Source organism: [Clostridium] symbiosum (assembly GCA_036419695.1).
Classification (GTDB): Bacteria; Bacillota; Clostridia; order Lachnospirales; family Lachnospiraceae; genus Otoolea; species Otoolea symbiosa_A.
The window spans coordinates 3,351,794-3,374,759 of the sequence record CP143946.1 but is presented as its reverse complement, the minus strand read 5'-3'; the positions used below and the strand labels follow the sequence as shown (position 1 = coordinate 3,374,759).

Annotated in this window: 15 protein-coding genes; 14 read left to right on the top strand and 1 reads right to left on the bottom strand. The window is 49.4% G+C overall.

Going from position 1 to position 22,966, the window contains the following annotated elements:
* Positions 1 to 256: 256 nt before the first annotated feature.
* The 3 genes from rpoN (at position 257) to addA (ending at position 9,203) form a co-directional block, all read left to right on the top strand.
* Positions 257 to 1,708 carry an RNA polymerase factor sigma-54 gene (rpoN, locus tag V3C10_15350; GenBank protein WVP60681.1) on the top strand — a complete coding sequence of 484 codons (1,452 nt, stop codon included), beginning with the start codon at positions 257 to 259 and terminating at the stop codon, positions 1,706 to 1,708.
* Between the two features lie 300 nt (positions 1,709 to 2,008).
* The gene (gene addB / locus V3C10_15345; GenBank protein ID WVP60680.1) at positions 2,009 to 5,557 is read left to right on the top strand and encodes a helicase-exonuclease AddAB subunit AddB; all 3,549 of its coding nucleotides are present in this window, start codon (positions 2,009 to 2,011) and stop codon (positions 5,555 to 5,557) included.
* Positions 5,517 to 9,203: a helicase-exonuclease AddAB subunit AddA gene (addA, locus tag V3C10_15340; protein ID WVP60679.1), complete on the top strand. Its 3,687-nt coding sequence runs from the start codon at positions 5,517 to 5,519 to the stop codon at positions 9,201 to 9,203. Before addB ends, addA begins: the two co-directional genes overlap by 41 nt.
* A 146-nt stretch (positions 9,204 to 9,349) precedes the next feature.
* Here the strand turns inward: addA and V3C10_15335 are convergent, their stop codons facing one another.
* Positions 9,350 to 10,294: a LysR family transcriptional regulator gene (locus V3C10_15335; GenBank protein ID WVP60678.1), complete on the bottom strand. Its 945-nt coding sequence runs from the start codon at positions 10,292 to 10,294 to the stop codon at positions 9,350 to 9,352.
* 390 nt (positions 10,295 to 10,684) lie between these two features.
* Between V3C10_15335 and V3C10_15330 the strand changes: the two genes are divergently transcribed.
* The 11 genes from V3C10_15330 to V3C10_15280 all read left to right on the top strand — a co-directional run bounded on the left by V3C10_15330 (position 10,685) and on the right by V3C10_15280 (position 22,917).
* Complete coding sequence (locus V3C10_15330; GenBank protein ID WVP60677.1) at positions 10,685 to 11,242, top strand: XRE family transcriptional regulator; 558 nt, start codon at positions 10,685 to 10,687, stop codon at positions 11,240 to 11,242.
* 14 nt (positions 11,243 to 11,256) lie between these two features.
* A complete protein-coding gene (locus V3C10_15325; protein ID WVP60676.1) occupies positions 11,257 to 12,135 on the top strand; it encodes an MBL fold metallo-hydrolase in 879 nt (292 codons plus the stop codon).
* 815 nt (positions 12,136 to 12,950) lie between these two features.
* Positions 12,951 to 14,186, top strand: coding sequence for a Xaa-Pro peptidase family protein (locus V3C10_15320; protein ID WVP60675.1), 1,236 nt, complete (start codon positions 12,951 to 12,953; stop codon positions 14,184 to 14,186).
* A gap of 119 nt (positions 14,187 to 14,305) precedes the next feature.
* Positions 14,306 to 15,421, top strand: a complete 1,116-nt coding sequence (locus tag V3C10_15315) for a 4-hydroxybutyrate dehydrogenase (protein WVP60674.1) — start codon at positions 14,306 to 14,308, stop codon at positions 15,419 to 15,421.
* Positions 15,422 to 15,447: 26 nt separating this feature from the next.
* Positions 15,448 to 16,404, top strand: a complete 957-nt coding sequence (locus V3C10_15310; protein WVP60673.1) for a thiamine pyrophosphate-dependent dehydrogenase E1 component subunit alpha — start codon at positions 15,448 to 15,450, stop codon at positions 16,402 to 16,404.
* A gap of 29 nt (positions 16,405 to 16,433) precedes the next feature.
* Positions 16,434 to 17,423 (top strand): alpha-ketoacid dehydrogenase subunit beta, encoded by a 990-nt coding sequence (locus tag V3C10_15305; GenBank protein WVP60672.1) that lies wholly within the window; start codon positions 16,434 to 16,436, stop codon positions 17,421 to 17,423.
* An 18-nt stretch (positions 17,424 to 17,441) separates the two neighbouring features.
* Positions 17,442 to 18,794, top strand: a complete 1,353-nt coding sequence (locus tag V3C10_15300) for a dihydrolipoamide acetyltransferase family protein (GenBank protein WVP60671.1) — start codon at positions 17,442 to 17,444, stop codon at positions 18,792 to 18,794.
* A 22-nt stretch (positions 18,795 to 18,816) separates the two neighbouring features.
* The gene (gene lpdA / locus V3C10_15295) at positions 18,817 to 20,238 is read left to right on the top strand and encodes a dihydrolipoyl dehydrogenase (GenBank protein WVP60670.1); all 1,422 of its coding nucleotides are present in this window, start codon (positions 18,817 to 18,819) and stop codon (positions 20,236 to 20,238) included.
* Positions 20,235 to 20,843 (top strand): GDSL-type esterase/lipase family protein, encoded by a 609-nt coding sequence (locus V3C10_15290; GenBank protein ID WVP60669.1) that lies wholly within the window; start codon positions 20,235 to 20,237, stop codon positions 20,841 to 20,843. Before lpdA ends, V3C10_15290 begins: the two co-directional genes overlap by 4 nt.
* A 6-nt stretch (positions 20,844 to 20,849) precedes the next feature.
* The gene (locus tag V3C10_15285) at positions 20,850 to 21,836 is read left to right on the top strand and encodes a lipoate--protein ligase (GenBank protein WVP60668.1); all 987 of its coding nucleotides are present in this window, start codon (positions 20,850 to 20,852) and stop codon (positions 21,834 to 21,836) included.
* Complete coding sequence (locus tag V3C10_15280) at positions 21,808 to 22,917, top strand: LysR family transcriptional regulator (GenBank protein WVP60667.1); 1,110 nt, start codon at positions 21,808 to 21,810, stop codon at positions 22,915 to 22,917. The genes V3C10_15285 and V3C10_15280 overlap by 29 nt, the downstream gene beginning before the upstream one ends.
* The last annotated feature ends 49 nt before the right edge of the window (positions 22,918 to 22,966 follow it).

The following is a 22,966-nucleotide window of genomic DNA, read 5'->3' as shown; positions in this document are numbered from 1 at the left end:
CGCACTCGCGCGAAGATGCAATATGCCGCTATGCGGCCGCGCTCGGCGCGTGAGTCCGGCAGGCCGGACTCTTTCTTAGATAACTGCAAGATTTTGGTATTACTTCTGGTGGAAAATGTGAAAAGCCTGTTTTCAGGCAATTCAACATTTAAAAGAGGCAGATGGGGATAATGGAAGGATATACTGCCGGAATAAAGAGGTCCGCAGTGGATGTGCGTGGCCTGACGGCAGACAGAAGATAGAAGGGGTGGTTACAGTGGAACTCAGACAGGAACAGAAGTTAAAACAGACTTTGTCGCAGAATATGCTCCAATCTACGGAGATACTGCAGATGGGGCAGCTGGAACTAAGGGAGTATCTGGAAGATCTGGCGCTGGAGAATCCGGTGGTGGATCTCGATGCTATGCGCCGTACTGAGAAGACATCAGATGACAAAGGGGAGAGTACTGAGGACTTTATCAGGAAACTGGAGGAACTTCAGAGCGTGGATGCCCAGAACCGCCAGTATTATCAGGACGAACAGGATGAGGCCAGCCGTTTTGAACCGGCTGAACGGCAGGAGATGGATTTGAAAGAATCCCTGCTGGAACAGATTCTTTATATGAAAATATCGAAAGAAGAGTTCCGCATTTTAGAGTATATGATTTTAAATTTGGATGACAATGGCTATCTGACCGAAGAGATGCCTCTTTTATGCCGTGAGCTTAAAATCACGGAAGAAGAGGGAGAGCGTCTGCTGAAAGTCCTCTGGAGACTGGAGCCCAAAGGAGCGGGCGCCAGAAACCTCAGGGAGTGCCTCTTAATCCAGTTGGAGGGGGACAGCGACGAGGAGAAGCTGGCCCGACGGATTATTGAAGATTATCTGGAGGAACTGGGGAAAAACAGAATGGAGGTCATTGCCAGAAAGCTGAAATGCAGCATTGATCAGGTTCTTTCCGCCAGCGACCGGATCCGGGCGTTAAACCCGAGGCCGGGAAGCGGATATGGGAGCGGAAAATACCAGAAATACCTTGTTCCCGACGTACTGGTTGTCAAGACGGAGGGACACTTTGAGATTATCATTAATGATGAGACATATCCCCAGATTTCGATCAATCCTTATTATCTGACCCTGATGAAGGGGGAGAATTCGGGGGAAGCGGCCGGATACGTTAAAAATAAAGTAAAACAGGCGGAGTGGGTATGCCACTGTGTAGAACAGAGGAACAGGACACTCTATCTGCTGGTACGGGAAATTTTAAAAGCGCAGCTTGCCTTTTTTGAAGAGGGAAGGGGAAAACTTACCGCCCTGACCCAGAGGAGCGTGGCGGAAAAGCTGGAATTAAATGAATCCACCATCAGCCGTGCCGTCCGGGAAAAATATCTGCAATGCCAGTGGGGAATCTTCCCGCTGCAGTTTTTCTTCTCCCGGGGAAGTATCCCGGTGGATGCAAAGAGAAAGCAGAGCCGGGAAAACGGTACCGGAGACATGAGCCGTGAGACGGCCGGAAACGGCGGGGGCGCGGGAGCGGAAGCGGTGAAGGAACAGATTCGAATCCTGGTCGCGGGCGAAGACAAAAAGAAGCCCTACAGTGACAGAATATTAGCGGAAAAACTGGGGGAGGCCGGATTCTCGATATCGAGGAGAACGGTAGCGAAATACAGGGAGGCCATCGGAATCGCCGATGCGTCCGGAAGAAAAGTGTTTGAGCGCAAGAATACATTGTAATCAGGGGAAGGGATTTAACCGGGATACCGGGTATGAACTAAAAAAAGAATTTAACTGGTCTTAAAAAGGGGGAGGGCCAGCAGGTAAAACCTGCTGGCCGGAGTATGAAAAAGTCTGTCTAAGGCTCTTGCCTTGTTCATTTATGATGATACAGGAAATATGTGACTAAAATATGTGCAGGGGATAAAACATTTATAAAAACTGTTGAAAAAATCTAAAGAAAAGAGGAAGTATTCATTATCCTCGCAGCTACAGAAATGATAACAATTTCCGGCACATGACAACCAGAGGAGAACATAAATGTCATTACAATTCATCATCGGCGGTTCCGGTTCCGGTAAGACACGCCGCCTGTACGAGGATTTGATCCGGCAGGCCGGAAACGATCCGGATGGCCGCTATTTTGCCGTCGTCCCGGAGCAGTTCACGATGCAGACCCAGAAAGACATTGTTACGCTGCACCCCTGCCACGGTGTGATGAACATCGATATCGTCAGCTTTGAGAGGCTGGCGTACAGAATATTCGAAGAGCTGGCGGTGGAGAACCTGGCAGTCCTGGATGATATGGGCAAATCCATGGTCCTGCGTAAAGTGGCTGCGGGCAGGAAAAAGGAATTAAAGCTGTTCGGCGGCCACCTGGAAAAGATCGGCTTTATCGGCGAGCTGAAATCCATGCTGTCGGAGTTCTTCCAGTACGGAATTACGGCCGAGATTCTGGATGGCCTGCTGGTGGAGGCAGAGAAAGAAAACTGGAGCGCCATGCTCAGGCAGAAACTGAATGACATGACGGTTCTGCACCGGGCATTCAAGGAATATACGGAAAACAAGAAGTGCATTGTCAAGGAAGAAATCCTGGAGCTTCTGTGCAGGGTTCTGCCCCAGTCGGAGCTTATCAAAGACAGTGTGGTGACACTGGACGGCTATACCGGTTTTACCCCGGTCCAGTATCGGCTTTTAGAGCTGCTGCTGACCTACTGTAAGAGAGTCGTTGTGACCATCACAATGGATCCGGAGGAGAATCCTTATAAGGAGAGCGGACCGCAGCATCTCTTCCACATGAGTAAACACACGGTCTGCAAGCTGACGGATCTGGCGGTACAGACCGGAGCGGGCCGGGAGGAGGATATCCTTCTGAAAGAGTATCCCGCCTGGCGGTTTAAAAACAGCCCGGAGCTTCAGTTCATCGAAAAGGAGCTGTTCCGGTATCACGGCCGGAAATACGCTGCGGAAAAAGACGGGAAAACGGAGGAGACGGCCGGAAAAGCCACAAAGAATCCGGGAATCGTATTATTCCAGTCCGACACCCCTATAAAAGAAGTGGAAATGATTGCCGGAGAAATCGAGCGCCTCATCAAGCAGGAGGGCTACCGTTACCGTGACATCGCCGTAGTCACGGGAGCCCTGGATACCTATTCCAGGGAGGTGGTACGTCAGTTTGAGGCAAACCGGATCCCGGCGTTTATTGATTATAAGAAAAATATCATGGGAAATCCGATGGTGGAGCTTCTCCGGGCGGCGCTGGAACTTTTGGAGAAAAACTTCTCCTATGAGACGGTGTTCCGGTATTTAAAAACGGGTCTTGTGACGGAAAAACAGGAGATGGTGAGCCGTCTGGAAAATTACGTGCTGGCTCTTGGAATCCGCAGCTATAAGCGGTGGGATTCGCCCTGGGAGTCTGTTTACAGAGGCGCGGAGCTTATTAATCTGGACGAGCTGAATGCGTTCCGGGAAGAAGTACTGACGCCCCTCCGTCCGTTAAAGGAGGTGTTCGGGGACAGAAAATCCACGGTGAAGGATAAAACTGCGGCTCTGGTGTATTTTCTGGAGGCGCTTCACATTGAAGAAAAGCTCAAAGGGTATGAGAAGGAATTCGGCGCTGCCGGTGAGGTGAGCCTGGAGAAGGAATACAGCCAGGTTTACGGCCTTGTCATCGAACTCTTTGACAGAATCACGGCGCTTCTGGGCGATGAAACCGTGGGGAAAAAAGAGTATTCGGACATATTGGATGCCGGATTTGAGGAGATAAAAGTTGGCCTCATTCCGGCTGTTGTAGATCGCGTTGTAGTCGGAGATATCACGAGAACGAGACTTTCCCATATCAGGGTTCTCTTTTTCGCAGGGGTAAATGACGGTATTATTCCCGCGGTGACGGGACGGGGCGGAATCCTTACGGAGGCCGAGCGCGGGAATCTTAAAAAGCATCAGATAGAACTGGCTCCGACGGCCAGGGAAGAGGGATTTCTTCAGAGACTGTACCTGTACCTGGTGATGACAAAACCGTCCGATCGCCTCTATCTGTCCTACGCTTTATCCTCCTGCGACGGAAAAAGCCTGCGCCCATCCGGCCTGATTGGCCAGGTCTTAAAAATGTTTCCCGACAAGCATGTGATGTCGGCCGATGAACGGCAGATGGCCGCCTGGTCCCTGCCCCTTGGAAAACGCCGGGTGATAGAGGGATTAAAAGATTACGGCAAAAACCGGGAGGACGGCCGCTTTATGGAGCTGTTCCGCTTTTTCTCGCTGTCCGAAGAGCACGGCGAGGCGATGAAACAGCTGGTCGAGGCGTCATTTTATACGTATGAGGATCACGGGATTGGCAGGACGGCGGCAAAGGAGATTTACAGCGCAATCCTCCACGGCAGCGTGACCAGAATGGAGCAGTATGCATCCTGCGCCTATGCCCATTTCCTGGCCTATGGCCTGGAGCTTTTAGAACGTCCCGTCTATGAGCTGGCTGCCGCGGATATCGGGAACCTGTTCCACAATTCCATTGATCTTTATTTTAAGAGAATGAAGGAAGAAAACCGCTCCTTCCGCGACATATCGGATGAGGACAGAAAAAAGCTGGTCGGCGAGTGCGTCTCCAGTGTAACCAGGGACTATGGCAATACCATCATGTCCAGCAGCGCGAGAAACCAGTACCTGGAGCGCAAGGTCCACCGCATTACGGACCGGACAATCTGGGCATTGACGGAGCAGCTTAAAAAGGGAGACTTTGAGCCGTCCGGTTTTGAGGTGACCTTCAGCCCCGCAGATAACCTGAGGGCGATGAAAATCCCGGTGTCCAGGGAGGAAGCAATCCATTTAAAGGGAAGGATAGACCGCGTCGATCTCTGTGAGGACGGGGATCTGCTTTATCTGAAAATTATCGACTATAAGACGGGAAAGACAAAGTTTGATCTGATGGAAGCTTACTATGGGCTTCAACTTCAGCTCGTGGTCTATATGGACGCCGCCCTGGAGAAGGAGCAGAGAAAACACCCCGACAAAAAGGTGGTTCCGGCCGGGATTTTTTACTATAATATTGCGGATCCGATGGTGGACCGACAGAAAGGCATGGGCGAGGAGGAGACGAAACAGGCGATACTCGGCGAGCTGCGTATGAACGGACTGGTGAACGGAAGGCCGGAGGCAATCGTCCATCTGGACAACCGGCTGGATTTCTCGTCGCCGAAGGGAGAGGAATCCACGGTGGTCCCTGTTTCGGTGAAAAATGACGAAATTGCCAGAAAGTCATCGGTGGCCGGAGAAAAGCGGTTCGAGGCCCTGGGGGCATTTGTCAACCGGAAACTGAAAAGCATGGGGCGCGAGATTCTGGACGGCCGCGTTTCGATTGCGCCGTATAAGAGCGGCAGCAGGACGGCCTGCGATTATTGCCCCTACCACAGCGTCTGCGGCTTTGACCTTAAGACGGACGGGTATGGATACCGCAGGCTCGACAAGGTAAGCCCGGAAGAGGTGTGGCAGGAAATCGACAAATACGCGGCAGAAGGTGACAAATACGAAGCAGAAGGGAGGGGAGCAGAGGATGGCGGTGAACTGGACAAAGGAACAGAAGGCGGTAATTGAGAGCCGGAACAGAAATCTGCTCGTCTCCGCCGCCGCGGGAAGCGGTAAAACGGCGGTTTTAGTTGAGCGCATAATCAGGATGATCACGGATGAAAATCCGACGGATATCGACCGGCTGCTTGTCATGACGTTTACCAAGGCGGCGGCGGCCGAGATGCGGGAGCGTATCCAGGCGGCAATTGAGAAAAAGCTGGGGGAAGACCCTCAGAATGAACATCTTCAGCAGCAGGCGGTCACGGTGCAGTTCGCGCAGATCACGACCATCGACAGCTTCTGCCTCCACATTCTCAGGGAGCATTTCGACCGGCTGGATATCGACCCCGCATTCCGCGTCGGCGACGAGGGTGAGATGCTTCTGATGCGCGCCGACGTCATGCAGGAGCTGATGGAAGACAGCTATGCAAACGGAGGGGAAGCGTTTGAACGCTTTGTGGACACCTACTCCACGGGGAAGGCAGACGGAGGGATAGAAGATTATATTCTGCAGGTGTATACCTTTGCCCAGAGTAACCCGTGGCCGGACGAATGGTTTGAGCACTGCCGGAAGGAACTTGAGAATACCGGTTTCGGGGAGCTGAATGGCACGGACTGGATGCAGTTTCTCTTAAGGGACGTCAAAATGCAGGCGGAGGAGTGGGAGAGGCAGTTAATGGAGGCCTCGGAGCTTTGCAGGGAGGAAGACGGGCCGGAGCCTTATCTTCCGATGATCAGCGAGGATCTGCTCCATGTCAGGGAACTGATTCAGTCCACCGGCTCCTTCCTTGACTTCAGCGGGGCGGCGGAGAAATTCACATTTTCCAGGATGGCGGCCATACGTGGGAAAAATGTGACGGTGGATCCGGATAAAAAAGAAGCGGTGGCCGAATGCAGGAAGAGAATTAAAAAATCGGTGGAAAAGCTGAAGGATCAGTACCTGTTTGAATCCCCGGAGAAAATACTTGAGGATATGGAGGCGGGAAAGGAGTCGATTCTGATGCTCCTTCGCCTGGCGGAAGAATTCGGCGAGCGGTTCCGCGCCCGTAAAAGGGAGAAAAACATCGTGGACTTCGGCGATCTGGAGCATTTTGCCCTGGAGGTCCTCACCGCGGGAGGCGGGGACGAAGACGGGGAAAATAAAGGACGAATTCCGGGGCCGGTGGCCGACGAACTCAGCCGGCAGTTTGACGAGATTCTCGTCGATGAGTACCAGGACAGCAACCTGGTGCAGGAAACCCTGATTCACTGCGTCTCCAGGGAGCGGTTCGGTACACCGAACGTATTTATGGTAGGGGACGTAAAACAGAGCATTTATAAATTCAGGCTGGCCCGCCCGGAGCTGTTTCTGGAAAAATACCACAGCTACCCGACGGAGGAGAGCCTGTACCAGAAAATCGAACTGCACCAGAACTTCAGGAGCAGGGATACGGTTCTTGGGAGCATTAACGACATCTTTTTCCGGATTATGACGGAAAAGCTCGGAAATATCGAATATACCGAGGAGACGGCCCTGCATGCGGGGGCGTCCTTTGAACCCCTCGACGGACGGGGACCGGGAGAACTGGATACGGAGCTTCTTCTGATTAATACGGCCGGAAGCGAACTGGAAACGTTGGATGAGGATATTTCGGACTATACGGCCAGGGAGCTGGAGGCCGGGATGGTCGCGGGAAAGATAAAGGAGCTGACGGACGAAGAGAACGGAATGATGATCTGGGACAAGGATGAAAACGGTTACCGCCGCGCAAGATACGGCGATATTGTCATTCTTTTGAGGAGCGTCAGCGGCTGGGCCGAGAGCTTTACGGAAATCCTTGCGGCCCAGGGAATCCCGGCGTTCGCAGAGTCCAGGACAGGCTATTTTGACACGGTTGAGGTGGAAACGGTTCTGAACCTTTTGGCCGTTATCGACAACCCGATACAGGATATCCCGCTGGCAGCCGTCTTAAAAGCGCCGTTCTGCGGCATTACGGACAGGGAACTGGCCCACATCGTCGCTGACTATAAAATGAATGCAAAGACTGGCCGTGACAGGGGACTCTACCCGGCCGTGAAGAATTTCCTGATGGAGCGGGAGGGGGAGTCCGGCGCGCCGGTTCAGTCAGGCGGCGGTGAACCATTTGACGATGAGAGAATCTGCGTGATCTTAAGAAGGACGATGAATCTTCTCGGGGAACTCAGAAAAATGGCCGTCTATCTGCCGATGCACAGCCTTCTCTACCGGATTTTCGACGTGACGGGTTATTATGATTATGTATCGGCCATGCCGGCCGGGGAGACGAGGAGAGCCAACCTGGATATGCTGGTGGAAAAGGCATCTGCTTATGAGGCTACTAGCTACCGGGGCGTGTTCCATTTTATCAAATATATCGAGAAATTGAAAAAATACAATACGGATTTCGGGGAGGCCGCCACGGTGAACGAGCAGGGAAACACGGTGCGTCTCATGAGTATCCACAAGAGTAAGGGCCTGGAATTCCCCATTGTCTTCGTGGCCGGAATGGGAAAGATGTTTAATCGGCAGGACACGAGAGGGAAAATCCTGATCGATTCCGAATTCGGGATTGGAACCGATTATCTGGACAGCGAGAAACGCCTGAAAGGACCAACGCTTAAAAAGAACGTCATGAAGCGGAGAATGGAGCTGGAAGCGCTGGGGGAGGAACTGCGTGTCCTCTATGTGGCGCTGACCAGGGCCAAGGAAAAGCTGATTATGACGGCTTCTGATAAAAACCTGGAAAGCAGGCTGGAAAAATGGAGGCAGATTTCCCTCTATCACGGCCAGGTTCCCTGTACCATTCTGACGATGGCAGGCTCCTGCCTGGACTGGATCCTGATGAGCGCTTCCCAGGAAGGATGCCGGATCCGGGTGACCGAAGTAAAAGCCGGGGAACAGCTGGTGCACGAGATAGAGGAGCAGCTGTTCAGAAAAGGATCCAAAGAGGAACTGCTCAACCAGGATCCGGACCGCGTTTACGACGGGGCATACCGCAGACGCCTGGAAACATCGTTCCATTTCAAGTATCCCTGTCAGGCCGACGTCACACTGAATACAAAGATGTCTGTCTCCGAGCTGAAAAAAGAGGGGATGGAGGAGGAAGACGAAGAGATGGCGTTTCTTCCCACCCTGCCCGTCTTTATGGAGGAGCAGGAGGTGCGGGAGGGAGGCACATCGAGAGGTACGGCATATCATCGCGCCATGGAACTCCTTCCTTTTGATAAAATCACATCAGAGGGTGATGTGAGGAGTCTGCTGGACGGCTTTACGGAGGCCGGAAAACTGACAAAGGAGGCCAGGGAGATGATATGGCCTCCCGATATCTACCGCTTTTTCACGACGGAGCTTGGAAAAAGGATGGCCGTTGCGGCAAAAGCCGGAAAGCTGTACCGGGAAAAACAGTTTGTAATGGGAATCCCGGCCCGGGAAATGGGCGATTGGGACTCAGACGAACTGGTGCTGATCCAGGGTATCATCGATGCCTGGTTCGAGGAGGAGGACGGCCTCGTTCTGGTCGACTATAAGACCGATTATGTGGAAAATACGGAAGTCCTGGTCAGCCGTTATAAAACGCAGCTTGACTATTACGAAAAAGCGCTGACCCAGATGCTTGGGAAAAACGTGAAGGAGAGATATATCTATTCCTACAGGCTGGGGCTTGTTGCTGTCTGAAACAGGGGATGGGGAGCAGACGTTTGTACGCTGCGTAAGGGGGAATAGAAAAAAGAAATATAGAAAAAAAGAAATATAGAAAAAGAGTTCGCTGCACTGATGGATTGAATGAGCGGACTCTTTTTTTCTTCATAGGAATTACGTTTCTACACCTCTTTTATATTTTTCAGCCGGTTTTTAATCCCGTCGATAAATTCCTGTGTCATTGGATTGACGGGAACGCCCTTTGGGAGGATATAGCCGAATTCAATTCTGTCGTTGCAGTCGTCGATGGGGATGGACAGCACCTGATAGGCAGATGTCTGTGTGGTAAAATCGTGGATTCCGATCCCATAGAAATCACTGCTGGAAATCAGGTGCAGCAGGGACGCCCGGCTGGTGAGATAGGCGATCCGGGAGCCGTAATTTAAATTGTATTGGGAATCCTGGGAGAAAATCCGGTATGTAAAATCCTCGCACTGCCCGAGATACCTGGCAAAACCGTAGGGAGCCAGCGTGTGAAGATTGACGGGCTTTCCTTCCTGAAGGAGAGGATGATTGCAGGAAATCAGGATATGAGGTTTTACATAGCAGAGAAAATTATAATCCAGAGACTGCGAGGCAAGTCTGGCTGCCACTTCCGTGTGGCGTTTTCCGTCAAAATGCAGGACTCCGATATTGGCCTGGCCGGAATAGACGTCCTCTATCACCTCCTCGGCGGTTCCTTCACTCAGCCTGTGGATATAGGAGGGATTGTCCCTGTGTTTTATGATGACATCAATAAAGCTCTCCATAATGTGGGAATATTTTGTCATGGACACAACCAGTGAACTGTCGGTATCTGTCCCGGGGCCGTGAAACATCTCCACCTTTTCCATCTCATGGATAATATTCTCGGCGTGTATCATAAAATCCTCCCCGTCGGGGGTCAGGGATACGCCGCCTCTTGTGCGCTGAAAAAGGACGGTGCCCACCGTATTCTCCAGCTCTTTGATAATCTTCCCGAGATAGGGCTGGGAGATAAAAAGACTCTGTGCGGCCTTGTTGATAGAACCCAGCCTGGCAACGGTGATGAAATATTCCAGGTGCTTTAAGTTGATATCCATATTCATAGTAAAACCCTCCTGCAATGACCTTGGAATGTGCGGATATAATAGCCATTTTATGACAATTATATCACAAAGATTGGATGTTTGAAATAGGGTGGGGAGAAATGAGAATATTGGCCGGGAGGTGAGTCATCAGTCCCGGTGGATGCTGATTGCAGGAGGAATACGGAAGAAAGAAATTTCCTATGGGGTTCCGCTTGCGCTTATAGAGTGCACAGCGCTGCTAAGCTCGCGAAAGACATCGCTAAGTGACGGCGGGCTTCGACGTCCTCTGCTAAGCGAAATAATGATAAGCGGATGATAAGCGAAAAAAGCAAGGGAGTAGAAATGTAATTGAAAATATGCTATAATATATTAAAATATGCTATATAATTTATTTGAAAAGGAGGTCTTATGCTTACACCAGTTTCAACGATCGGGGAAAAATTGAAGGAAATCCGGACCAGGAAGAAGCTGAGTTTGGATGAGGTGTCTTTCCTGACGGAAGTCAGTAAACCCATGCTGGGGCAGATTGAGCGTGGGCAGTCGGTTCCCACGATTACGACGCTCTGGAAGATAGCGACGGGATTGAAAACGCCGCTTTCGTCTTTTTTGGAAGAAAGACAGGTGGAATATACGGTTGTCGGCGTTGACGGTGTGGAGGCTGTTACGGAGGAGGACGGGAAGATGCGTGCCTATCCACTGTTCGCTTATGATCCGATCCGCAATGTCGAAACCTTTTTCATCGAATTTGCCCCGGACTGCTATCATCATTCCGATAAACACGACGATGGAGTGGAAGAGCACGTTTTTGTAATTACCGGGAAACTGCAGCTTATTTTAAACGGGCAGGAAATTATTATAGAAGAAAAGCAGGCGGTCCGTTTTTATGCGGACATCCCTCATTCCTACCACAATCCATTTGAAAATGTTTGCACAATTTACAACACGATATTTTATCCCAGCCGTTAAAGGAGAAAATCAGTATGTACGAATTAATACAAGCCACGGAACATTGTTACTATGTTGAAAATCCGTCTAAAATCGGAATCGTCAAATTAAATGAGACCGATGTCTGCCTGATAGACAGCGGCAGCGACAAAGATGCAGGACGCAAGGTACGCCAGATTCTGGAAGCGCATAACTGGTGCCTGACTGCTATTTACAACACACATGCCAACGCCGATCACATCGGCGGCAATAAATACCTGCAGGGACAGACCGGCTGCAAAATCTACGCGCCCGACATCAACTGTGAATTCACAAAACATCCGGTTTTAGAACCGGCATTCCTGTACGGCGGATTTCCGCCAAAAGATCTGCGCCACAAATTCCTCATGGCCCAGGAGAGCGATGCAGCCGAATTAACAAAAGAAGCCCTGCCAAACGGCTTTGAAATCATCCCGCTGCCCGGCCACTACTTCGACATGGTCGGTTTCCGGACCCCGGACGGCGCAGTCTACCTGGCCGACTGCCTGTCCAGCCGCCAGACCCTGGACAAATACCAGATAAGCTTCCTCTATGACGTGGACGCCTACCTGAAAACACTCGAAACAGTCAAAACCATGACCGACAAAATCTTCATCCCGGCCCACGCGGAAGCCACAGAAAACATCGTGCCCCTCGCACAATATAACATCGACAAAGTCTGGGAAACCGCAGAAAAAATCATCTCCCTCTGCCAGACTCCTACCACCTTCGAAGACCTCCTCCAAAACCTGTTCACAGCCTATGGCCTGACAATGAACTTCGAACAGTACGTCCTCATAGGCAGCACCGTCCGATCCTACCTCGCATGGCTAAAAGATACAGGCAGGCTTACGGCCGCCTTCGAGCAAAACAAGCTTCTCTGGACAAGGACCTGAAACAAAATCCGGACAGAGAACCCTGATACAGAATCATGACATAAAATCACCATTTATCTAAAAATCCAATCAAACACCATAGGAAGAATGGAAGTGCTGTGGCGCCAGCGAAAGAAAGGGCGTCACTGGCCGCCATTCTGTAAATACATTCCAATTTAACGTCTACAGGATCCGCAGGATGTTATGGCAAACTTCCGGATCAGTGCCAGACTATTCTTTGAACGTCTGAAATCATCCCATTTTCTGCATATTTTTACCAGATCATTCCAGATTATTCCAGGTCATTCCTTTAAGGTTTTTCCACCCTCCGGAAAGGAGTGTACTATAGGGACAGAAAAAAACGGTTATAATTCAATGAAAATTAAAACTTATAGAGGTTATTATTAGTAGTAATATGTTTGATTTGCTGAAAATATTTATTTGAATTTTGAAAAAATATACAACATGCACAAGTCACTAAAGCAGTTAGAGGAATAAGAATACAAAATCCATCTTTTGATTATCCCGGAGGCGCTATGAGGTTAGGTGCTATAAGCCATTTTTATATAGTTGTATAAATTGCAGCAATTTGATTTTCTGATACCCGGGATTTACAATTCAAATTAACAGAACATAGAGACGCTCAATGCAGCCGGCAACACGATGGCAGCATAATATCAGAAAACGAAGGAGGGATTTTTATGAGCATGACCGGCATTGGACATTCGGGGATTACAGTCAGGGATTTATTTCAAAGATCCGGACAGAACAAATATGGGGCTTATCAAAGTAACCGGACAGTTTAACAATGAATATTTTGTAAAGGAGATTTAAGGATGAAAGCAGGATTTAACGGTGTGGATTATGAGGACAATATAAACTTTGACCGTATGAGAAAAGCCAGGCTTTCCCGTGCAAAAGAATATTTAAAGGCATCGGGATTGGGAGCTTTGCTTTGCTACGATTTTGACAATATCCGCTATATTACCGGTACTCATGTGGGGGAGTGGAACAGAAATAAGATGAACCGTCATTGCCTTCTGATTGACGGGGTGGAACAGCCAATTCTCTTTGATCCGGCCTGCCCCTCGAAACGTCTTCACGTGTCATGGCTACCGGCGGAGAATATCATGCCTGCAGTCGGCTCCATGCGGGGGTCTATCCCGGCAGAGGCCGGTATGGTGGTCCAGGAGGCTGATGAGATTGTATCATATTTGAAGAAATATGGCGCAGACAAAAAAGTTCTTGGTATTGATATCGTAGATATCCCTTTATACCAGGCGCTTGAAAAAGCGGGGATCACCATCGGAGACGGGCAGGCGCCCATGGTGGAGGCGAGGATGATTAAATCAGAGGATGAGATCGAATTGCTGAAATGTTCCGCTGCCATGGTGGATGCAGTATATTGGCAGGTTGCCAAACATCTTCGCCCCGGCGCCACGGAAAATGAAATGGAGGCGTTGATTCAGGGTGAATTATTCCGGATGGGAGCGGAGTCGGTAGAGTTTGTCAACTGTATTTCGGGTATGCGCGGTAATCCGCACAGCCATACGACATCCAACCGTATGATCCGGCCGGGCGAGCTGGTATATTTTGATGTCGGCAATGTATATAACGGTTATCACACCTGTTATTACCGTACCTTCTCCTGCGGCAGGCCTACGAAGGCACAGGAAGAGGCGTATTCCAAAGCGCTCAAATGGATTCGTGACGGTATCTCTGTGATCCGTCCGAGAGCGACTACCGCAGAGGTTGTGAATATGTGGCCTACCGCCCAGGAACTTGGCTTCAAAGATGAGAAAGAGGCGTTTCTGCTTCAGTTTGCCCACGGTATCGGTCTGGGCCTGTGGGAAAAACCGGCCATCTCCCCGCTTTTCTCTAAGGCTCATCCTTTTGAATTTAAACCGGGAATGACCTTTGCCATCGAAACCTGGTGTCCGGCTGCCGATGGTACGGGTTCTGCCCGCATTGAGGAAGAAATTGTTGTCACGGAAACGGGACATGAAGTTATCACTAAGTTCCCGTCGGACGAGATTACCTCCTGCGGTTTTCCGGGATGCCTGTTTCCATAAAAATCTATTTGAATTTGAAATACAAAACCCATAAAACCTCAAATCTGGAGGCCCTGGTCAAGGCTGGCCGGGGCTTTCTGCTACGCGGAATAAAGAAGAGAAAGCGGGGAACAGAAAAAATGATAGAAGTGATTATGAAACCGGAGTTATACAGCTATAAAACATGCAGAGAATTTGCAGACGAATTTACGCTGGGAGAAAACGATCTGATATTGACCAATGAATACATATATGAGCCATATTTCGGAAAGGAAAAACTTTCGTGTCACGTACTTTTCCAGGAACAGTACGGCACCGGAGAACCGACCGACGTGATGGCAGAGGCAATTATGGCAGATACCGTAAAGACGGGAGCAAAGCGCATTGTGGCTATCGGAGGCGGTACGATTATTGATATTGCAAAAGTCCTGGCTGTAGCCGGAGAAGAGACGATGGACGAACTGTATGAGAAAGCGCCGGATCTCCCTAAAAGACGTGAGCTTGTTCTTATTCCGACCACCTGCGGTACCGGGAGTGAGATGACAAACATTGCAATATTTAACCGTATACGTATAGAGACGAAAATGGGACTTGTAGCTCCCGCCATGTACGCAGACAGCGCGGTGCTGATTCCGGAATTACTGGGCAGCCTGCCCTTTAGCGTGTTTGCAACCAGTTCAATTGATGCTTTGGTTCATGCGGTGGAGTCCTCACTGTCTCCTAAAGCTACGCCTTATACAAAACTCTTTGGCTATAAGGCCATTGAAATGATTATCAAAGGATATCAGGTTATCGCTTTGGGAGGAAAAGACGCGCATATTCCGTTGCTGGAAGATTTCCTAATCGCGTCTAATTATGCAGGCATCGCTTTTGGAACCGCCGGCTGTGCCGCGGTTCACGCTATGTCGTATCCTCTGGGAGGCCAGTATCATGTGCCGCATGGGGAAAGCAATTATGCTATGTTCACGGGAGTGCTGAATGCGTATATGGAGATTAAACAGGACGGTGAGATTGCGGTGCTGAACCGTTATCTGGCATCCCTTTTGGACTGTGATGTAAAAGAAGTATATGAAAAGCTGGAGGAATTATTGAATCAGATTCTGCCAAAAAAAGCCCTTCATATGTACGGTACGCAGTTAGAAGATATCGATGCTTTTACCGACAGTGTGATGGAGACTCAGGGTCGCCTGATGAGTAACAGTTTCGTTCCGCTTAAGGCGGCTCAGGTAAGAAAGATTTACAGAGAACTGTATTAAAAAGTCGATTTGGAGGTAGTGAGATTATGAGTGGAAAAAAGGATAAAGAACTGGCAAGGCAGTTTTATACTGTAATGTACCGTACACGCCGCTTCGAGGAGGAGGTATTTGAGTTCTATAAACGCGGATTAATGCCCGGCCTGGCTCACCTGTATCTGGGTGAGGAGGCGGTAGCAGCCGGTTCCTGCATGGCATTAAGAGAAGATGATTATATCGGCTCCACCCACCGGGGGCACGGCCATCTGGTAGCCAGAGGTGCGGATCTGAAGAGGATGATGGCGGAAATTCTGGGGAAGGAAACGGGATATTCCAAGGGTAAAGGTGGCTCGATGCATATCATGGCTATGGATAAAGGGATATTGGGGGCAAACGGTATCGTAGGCGGAGAGATTCCCATTGCCACCGGCGCAGCTTACTCCTGCGTACTGCGAAGTACAGACCAGGTGACGCTGGCATTTTTCGGTGATTCGGCATCGAATGAAGGCACGTTCCATGAGTCGATAAACATGGCGGCGGCCTGGAATCTTCCAATTGTCTATATTATCGAAAACAATTTATTCGGTATTTCTGTGGACATACGGCGCGTTACTAAGGAACATGATTTGTATAAAAGAGCTGCAGGCTACGGTATTCCGGGAGAAGCTGTGGACGGCAATGATGTGTATGCTGTATATGAGGCTGTTAACAGAGCTGTGGAGCGTGCGAGAAAAGGGGAAGGCCCGACTCTGATTGAGTGCAAAACCTACCGTTGGCAGGGACACCATGTAGGAGATCCGGGAGAATACCGTGATCCGGAAGAATTGGCGACATGGAAGTCCAGGGAACCTCTTGCTGTGATGAGGGAGAAGAATCTGCTGACTGAATCTGAAATTCAGGAAATTGAAGAGGCAGTAGATAAAGAGATTGCGGACGCTTGCAAATTTGCCGAGGAAAGTCCTTACCCGGAAGAAGCGGAAGCATTTGCCGATGTGTTTGTAGATTAAATATTTTTGAAGGAGGAGGTCTATATATAATGAGAGAATTGATGATTCGTGATGCGATCCGTGAGGCTCTGGATGAGGAGATGGCACGGGATAACACGGTATTTCAGATGGGTGAAGATATAGGAGTCATTGGAGGCAATTTTAAGTGTACGGAAGGACTGAGAGATAAATACGGCGATTTGCGTGTAAAGGATACCCCTATTTCAGAGCAGGGATTTGTGGGCATGGGAGTAGGGGCCGCCCTGACCGGGATGCGTCCTGTGATTGAACTAATGTTTGCAGATTTCCTTATGGTCTGCGGAGATCAGCTCTTCAATCAGATGGCTAAAATTACATATATGTCCGGCGGCCAGTGTAATGTTCCGATGGTAGTGCGTATGCCACTGGGCGGAGGACGTTCCTCAGCAGCCCAGCATTCCCAGTCGCTTCACGCATGGGCGGCTCATATTCCCGGCGTGAAGGTGGTTGTTCCCTCCACGGCCGGGGAGTGCAAAGGCTTGTTAAAGACGGCCATCCGTGACAATAATCCGGTTATGTTTTTTGAACATAAAATGCTTTATACCACCAAGTTTGACGATGTGCCCGATATGGGGGAGGATGTGTGCATTCCGTTCGGCAAGGCCCGGATTGTGACGGAGGGAAGAGACATTACCGTGGTGGCAAACTCCATGATGACAGTCCGTGCGGAAAAAGCGGTAAAAAAACTCAGGGAGGAAGGTATCAGCGCAGAGCTTATCGATTTACGCACCATAGTGCCCTTAGATACGGACACCATGATCCAATCGGTAAAGAAGACAGGAAAGCTGCTTATTCTCGATGAAGGCCATGAGAGCTTTGGCATAACTGGTGAAATTGCAACCCGTATTATGCCGGATGTGTTTTATGATCTGGAAGCTCCCATAGAGAGGATGGGGACTGCGGACGTACCCCTGCCCTTCAGCCCTGCATTAGAATTTCCGCTTATTCCGGATGAAAAGAAAATAGCGGATAAAATACGTGAAATGGTGGGAAGAAAATAAGAAAGGGAGGTAGCTGCGATGGCAGAAGTCATAATCATGCCCAAGCTGGGATTCAACATGGATGAGGGAGAGCTTGTGAAGTGGCACAAGCAGACAGGAGATACTGTAAAAAAGGGAGAAATATTATTTGAAATAAACACGGATAAGACGACCATGCCCGTGGAAGCCACTGCTGACGGTACGGTTTTAAAAATCATGCTGGACGAAGGGGAATTTGCCGACGTGTTTACACCAATTGCCGTGCTGGGAGAGCCGGGGGAGGATGCGGATGCTGTTGTCCTGGCCGCAGAGAAGGGAGGTACACAGAACAGCTCAGATGCAGAAGCAAAAGCCGTACAGCCTGAGACGGGGGCTGCAGCCGTACAGAACCAGGCACCAGCTCTGCCGGAAGGAAAGAAACTCCGTCTTACGCCGAAAGCACAGAAACTTGTGAAAGAGGATAACCTTAGTCCGGAGATACTGGCGGAAATAGAAGGAACGGGATTCCAGGGGGGAATTACGTACAGGGATATTAAAGCATCGCCGCTGGCAAGGAAAGAGGCAGAGCTGTTGAATGTGGCTCTCTCCGGGATTCAGGGAACCGGTGCCGGCGGAAAAATTATGAAAGCCGACGTGAAGGCCGCAGCAGAAAGAGGCGCCTTTGCTGCAGCCGCACCGGAGGCGGACCCGGATCTGCAGATTGCTTCCGTAGCACCATATAAAGGAATCCGGAAAATTATCGGAGATAAACTGGCACACAGCAAGTTTACTGCTCCTCATCTGTACTTTACCGATGCGGTGGACACGGCTGATTTGACAGCCTTCAGGAAAGAGCTGAATGAAAGTGGCGAGGTTAAGATTGCGGTATCTGATTTGCTTGTAATGGCGGCATGTAAAGCTCTTAAGAAATTTCCGGGCATTAATGTCACCCTGAAAGACGATAAGATTATAACATATAAATCCATCAACATTGGTACGGCCGTGGCGGGCGACAATGGCCTGGTAGTGCCGGTTATCAAGAACGTTCAGAATAAATCGCTGACGGAAGTGGCCTGCGAAAACCGTGAACTGGTGAGACGGGCCAAAGAAGGGAAACTCACACCGAATGAATACAGCGGAGGCACTTTCTCTATCTCTAATCTGGGAATGTTTGGTATCGGCAACTTTACCGCTATCATCAACGCCCCGGAGGCAGCTATTTTGTCCGTCAGTTCTGTGAGAAAAGTACCGGTGGTGCTGACAGATGAAGAAGGGAAAGATATAATTGCAATCCGTCCAATGATGAACATCCAGCTTTCTGTGGATCACCGTCTCATCGACGGCCTGTTAGCTTCCCAGTTCCTCGAATATATGAAAGAACTGCTGGAAAATCCGGTCAAAATATTAATCTGAGTTGGAAGGAAGGTAGGAGAATATGGCGGAGGAAATCATAACAAGTTCATCGCTCTCTGCGTATGAATATGAGATAACAGTGATAGGAGCAGGGCCAGGCGGATATGAAACAGCGATCAGGGCGGCGCAGATGGGCAAAAAGACATGTATTATTGAAAGTACCTATTTGGGCGGAACCTGCCTGAATGTGGGATGCATCCCCACTAAAACACTGATTAAGTCGACCGGAGTGCTGAGTGAGGTCCGCGAGGCTGCCACTTTCGGTGTGGAAGGGGTGGAACCGGAAAAAGTAACGTTGAATTTGAAAAAAATGCAGCAACGGAAAACCAGAATAGTCAAAACCTTATCAGGCGGAGTGAAGGGGCTGCTCAGAGGAAACGGAATCAGTATTGTGGAGGGGAAAGCCTCCTTTGTGGACGCCCATACCGTGGCAGTTGGTGATCGCACGGTTACCAGCGAATATTTTATTATCGCTACCGGTTCCAATGTTTTTATCCCTCCGTTTATTGAACAGGAGGGAAATAATCATATTATTACCAGCAAAGAGGCTCTGGAGATTGAAGAAACCCCGGTTTCAGTGGCAGTCATAGGCGGAGGCGTCATTGGCATGGAGTTCGCGTTTTTTCTGAATAAACTGGGAAGTAAAATCACGGTTCTGGAGCTTATGGATCGCATATTACCTATGGTGGACCCGGAAGTTTCAGAATTGGCCCGGGAGCGTCTTGCCAAATCAGGGGTGGATTTCCGTCTGGGATGCAGAGTTAAAAAAATCAGGGATAATACGGTATACTATGAAATGGATGGAAAAGAAGACAGTGTAAAGGCTGATATGATTCTTATGGCAGTGGGACGGATCCCAAACACAGACGGTCTGAATGCTGAAGCCGTCGGTCTGGAATTTGAGCGCAAAGCCGTCAAGACGGACGGCCGTATGCATTCAAACATCCCTAATATTTATGCAATAGGAGACGTGAATGGAAAAGTTATGCTGGCCCACACTGCTTCCCATGAAGGGATGATTGCCGTGTCAGATATCTGTGGGGTGCATACAGACGAGATGAATTATGAGCGTATTCCCTCCTGTGTTTATCTTGATCCTGAAATTGCCTGTATAGGCCTTACCGAGCCGCAGGCGCGTGAGAAGTACGGAGATAATATAAAGGTTGGCCGTTTTAATCTGGCGGCGAACGGGAAATCATTGGTGGAAGGCGATACGGACGGTATATTTAAAGTTATCACAGACAGTGAGACAGGTGAAATACTTGGCGTGCATCTGTACGGAAAACATGTCACCGATATGATCGGCGAGATCTCCGCAGCTATGACTGCGGAAGCTACGGTGGAGGAGCTTATTCACACTGTCCATCCTCATCCGACTGTCAGCGAAGCCCTGGGAGAAGCCTTTATGGCCGCCTGGAACGGCAGAGCGGTCAACTGCTTATGAAAATTCTCTGTGAAGGAGACAGCCTGACCTACGGATACGGCCAGCCGAGAACCTGCATATGGACGGCGCTCTGCGCGGGGATAACGGGCACAGAGCTGGTTAACCGGGGAATAAACGGCAATACCACAGGCGGAATGCTGGCCGTTCTCTGCCGGGACCTGGAGCGTGAGACGTATGATGGCGTGCTGCTTATGGGTGGAGAAAATGATTTAATTTACAGCGGCGATCTGGCAGGGGCGAAAGCAAACATGGGAGCTATGGTTCACATGGCTTTTGCCGCCTCCAGCCAGCCGGTGATTGGAACCGCTGTTCTCCCATGCCCTCCAATAAAGGAATCGTGGAGGGCATGGGCGGATGCCGGGGAAACAGGAGAAAAGAGAAAAGAATACAGCCTCTGGCTGAGGGAGTTCAGCCGTCTCTTCCGCCTGCCGGTGATTGATTTCGAGACGGAGTTTCCAAAGAGGATAGCCCAAAGAGGTTGTGAACAGAGAGAATATTATATGGAGGACGGCCTGCACCCGAACCGGGCAGGCCATGAGATAATGGCCGAAATTGCCGCAGATGCGATTTTGGCCATACAAACTGTGAGAAGGGGGAGGAACTGAAACCAGATGTATTATATTGAAAATACGTGTACAAATCCCGGCTTTAACCTGGCTCTGGAACAATATGTTTTTGACAGGCTGGCTCAAAAGAAGGACTTTTTCATCCTCTGGCAGAATGAAAGTTCCATTATCGTCGGAAAACACCAAAATACCCTGGAAGAGATTAATCCTGCATACGTAAAAGAGAATAACATCCGGGTCGTGAGACGCCTTTCCGGCGGCGGGGCAGTCTGTCACGATCTGGGAAATGTTAACTTTACCTTTATCGCCGCCCATACGGGAGGCGATTTTGATTTCTCTTCTTTTTGCCGGCCCGTTATGAATGCCCTGAAAAGTCTTGGCGTGGAAGCAAAAATCAGCGGCAGAAACGACATGACGATCGATGGAAAAAAGTTCTCGGGCAATTCCCAGTATATTAAGGGCAACAGGGTGATGCACCATGGAACCATCCTGTTTGATTCCGACCTGGAAATGGTATCCAGGGCTTTAAAAGTGCCGGAGAATAAGTACAGCTCAAAAGGTTTTAAATCTGTCCGCAGCCGGGTGACGAACATCCGGCCCTATCTGACACAGTCCATGACAACCGGAGAGTTTATGGAATGCCTTCGCTCCTTTATGTTTGAGACATACCATCTGGAGCCATATTTTCTGACTGAAAAGGATATTCAGGAGATTGAGAAGCTTAAGAGGGAGGTCTATGACCGGTGGGACTGGAACTTTGGCAGGTCGCCCGACTGTGGGATTCAAAAAAGACGGAGAGTGGAGGGGGTTGGACAAATCGAAGTTTACATGGATGTAAGCGGAGGCATCATCCAGAGAATTGAGTTCTACGGAGATTATTTTGGAAATGGGGATTCTGTAAACCTGTCGGCTCTTCTGGAGGGAGCCAGGCTGAGGGAGGATGAAGTTCGGGACAGGCTGAGAGGGAGCAATATCAGGGATTATTTCAGCAAATTGAGCATGGATGAGTTTTGTTCCGTCCTGCTTCAGTAAATACAGAAGATTTTACTTGGTCGGTGATTACAGATATGTTATAGTTAAAGTATCTAAGAAGAATAGGTATGTACGCAAAATCTGTTTACGAAAGAATTGGGGTGTTTATTTGGAAAATCCGAGCTATTTGACGTTAACCTTACAGCATTTTCAGTGCTTCATACTGGTAGTGGAGTCTCAGACGATGGTGAGGGCAGCGGAAATTCTGAATGTTTCGCAGCCGCTGTTGAGCCAGAAAATTGCACAACTGGAGAAGGAAATCGGGGTAAAATTATTCAGCCGCAATAAGGGGAAGCTGCTGCTTACAGATGCGGGAATTAAATTTCTTGAAGACGCGAAACTCTTCCTGGGTCAGATTGACCAGTCTATCCATGAACTGAAGGAAAATTATAAAGAAGTGTCGGAGAAACCAATCAGGATTGGCTTCAGTGACGGTCATGAATCGCTCCAGATAAAAAAGACGATGGAAATGCTGCGAATGTCATTTCCCGATGTCCGCATAGAGGTGGAGATTGACAACCGTCTTCTGATCAAGGAAAAGCTGCTGAACGGAGAACTTGATATAATCAATATTGTCGATACGGAAAAGTTTTATCTGAATAAGAATATCAACTACAGAAAGCTGTACTATCTGCCGCTTAGCGGTCTTGTCAATAAAGACGGTCCGCTGGCCGGCCTCGATACTGTTAAATGGCCGGACTTAAACGGATTAACCTGTTACTGGCCGGAATCTCTGAAAAAGACCATGCTTACAAGGGATATACAGAAACATCTCAGGACAAACGGAATTGATCTGCCCTTTCAATTCCGTAAGGTTGATTATTTCACACTGCGGAAATATCTGATGATGAACGACAGCATAACTTTTACACTGACCGGGAGAATTGACGATCCCGCTTTAAGACTGATTCCGCTGGGAGGGTTGTCTTATCCATTTATTGTAGCGTGGAAGAAAAGTGAAGCCAAACGCCTGGAACCTTACATGGAGCGTCTGGTGGCACTTTTGAAGATAACGACAGGCGGCGATTACGGGAGAAAAGCATCCTCATCTGTGCGGACAAAAAATATCAATATACATTAAAATAAAGATGCTGCCAGCCATTTTACCGGTTTGGCAGCACATTTATTTT

Excerpts from the sequence above, each read along its gene's own strand:
- addB (WVP60680.1), top strand. The coding sequence starts at position 2,009 with ATGTCATTACAATTCATCATCGGCGGTTCCGGTTCCGGTAAGACACGC.
- addA (WVP60679.1), top strand. The coding sequence starts at position 5,517 with ATGGCGGTGAACTGGACAAAGGAACAGAAGGCGGTAATTGAGAGCCGG.
- V3C10_15335 (WVP60678.1), bottom strand. The coding sequence starts at position 10,294 with ATGAATATGGATATCAACTTAAAGCACCTGGAATATTTCATCACCGTT.
- V3C10_15330 (WVP60677.1), top strand. The coding sequence starts at position 10,685 with ATGCTTACACCAGTTTCAACGATCGGGGAAAAATTGAAGGAAATCCGG.
- V3C10_15325 (WVP60676.1), top strand. The coding sequence starts at position 11,257 with ATGTACGAATTAATACAAGCCACGGAACATTGTTACTATGTTGAAAAT.
- V3C10_15320 (WVP60675.1), top strand. The coding sequence starts at position 12,951 with ATGAAAGCAGGATTTAACGGTGTGGATTATGAGGACAATATAAACTTT.
- V3C10_15315 (WVP60674.1), top strand. The coding sequence starts at position 14,306 with ATGATAGAAGTGATTATGAAACCGGAGTTATACAGCTATAAAACATGC.
- V3C10_15310 (WVP60673.1), top strand. The coding sequence starts at position 15,448 with ATGAGTGGAAAAAAGGATAAAGAACTGGCAAGGCAGTTTTATACTGTA.
- V3C10_15305 (WVP60672.1), top strand. The coding sequence starts at position 16,434 with ATGAGAGAATTGATGATTCGTGATGCGATCCGTGAGGCTCTGGATGAG.
- V3C10_15300 (WVP60671.1), top strand. The coding sequence starts at position 17,442 with ATGGCAGAAGTCATAATCATGCCCAAGCTGGGATTCAACATGGATGAG.
- lpdA (WVP60670.1), top strand. The coding sequence starts at position 18,817 with ATGGCGGAGGAAATCATAACAAGTTCATCGCTCTCTGCGTATGAATAT.
- V3C10_15290 (WVP60669.1), top strand. The coding sequence starts at position 20,235 with ATGAAAATTCTCTGTGAAGGAGACAGCCTGACCTACGGATACGGCCAG.
- V3C10_15285 (WVP60668.1), top strand. The coding sequence starts at position 20,850 with ATGTATTATATTGAAAATACGTGTACAAATCCCGGCTTTAACCTGGCT.
- V3C10_15280 (WVP60667.1), top strand. The coding sequence starts at position 21,808 with ATGAGTTTTGTTCCGTCCTGCTTCAGTAAATACAGAAGATTTTACTTG.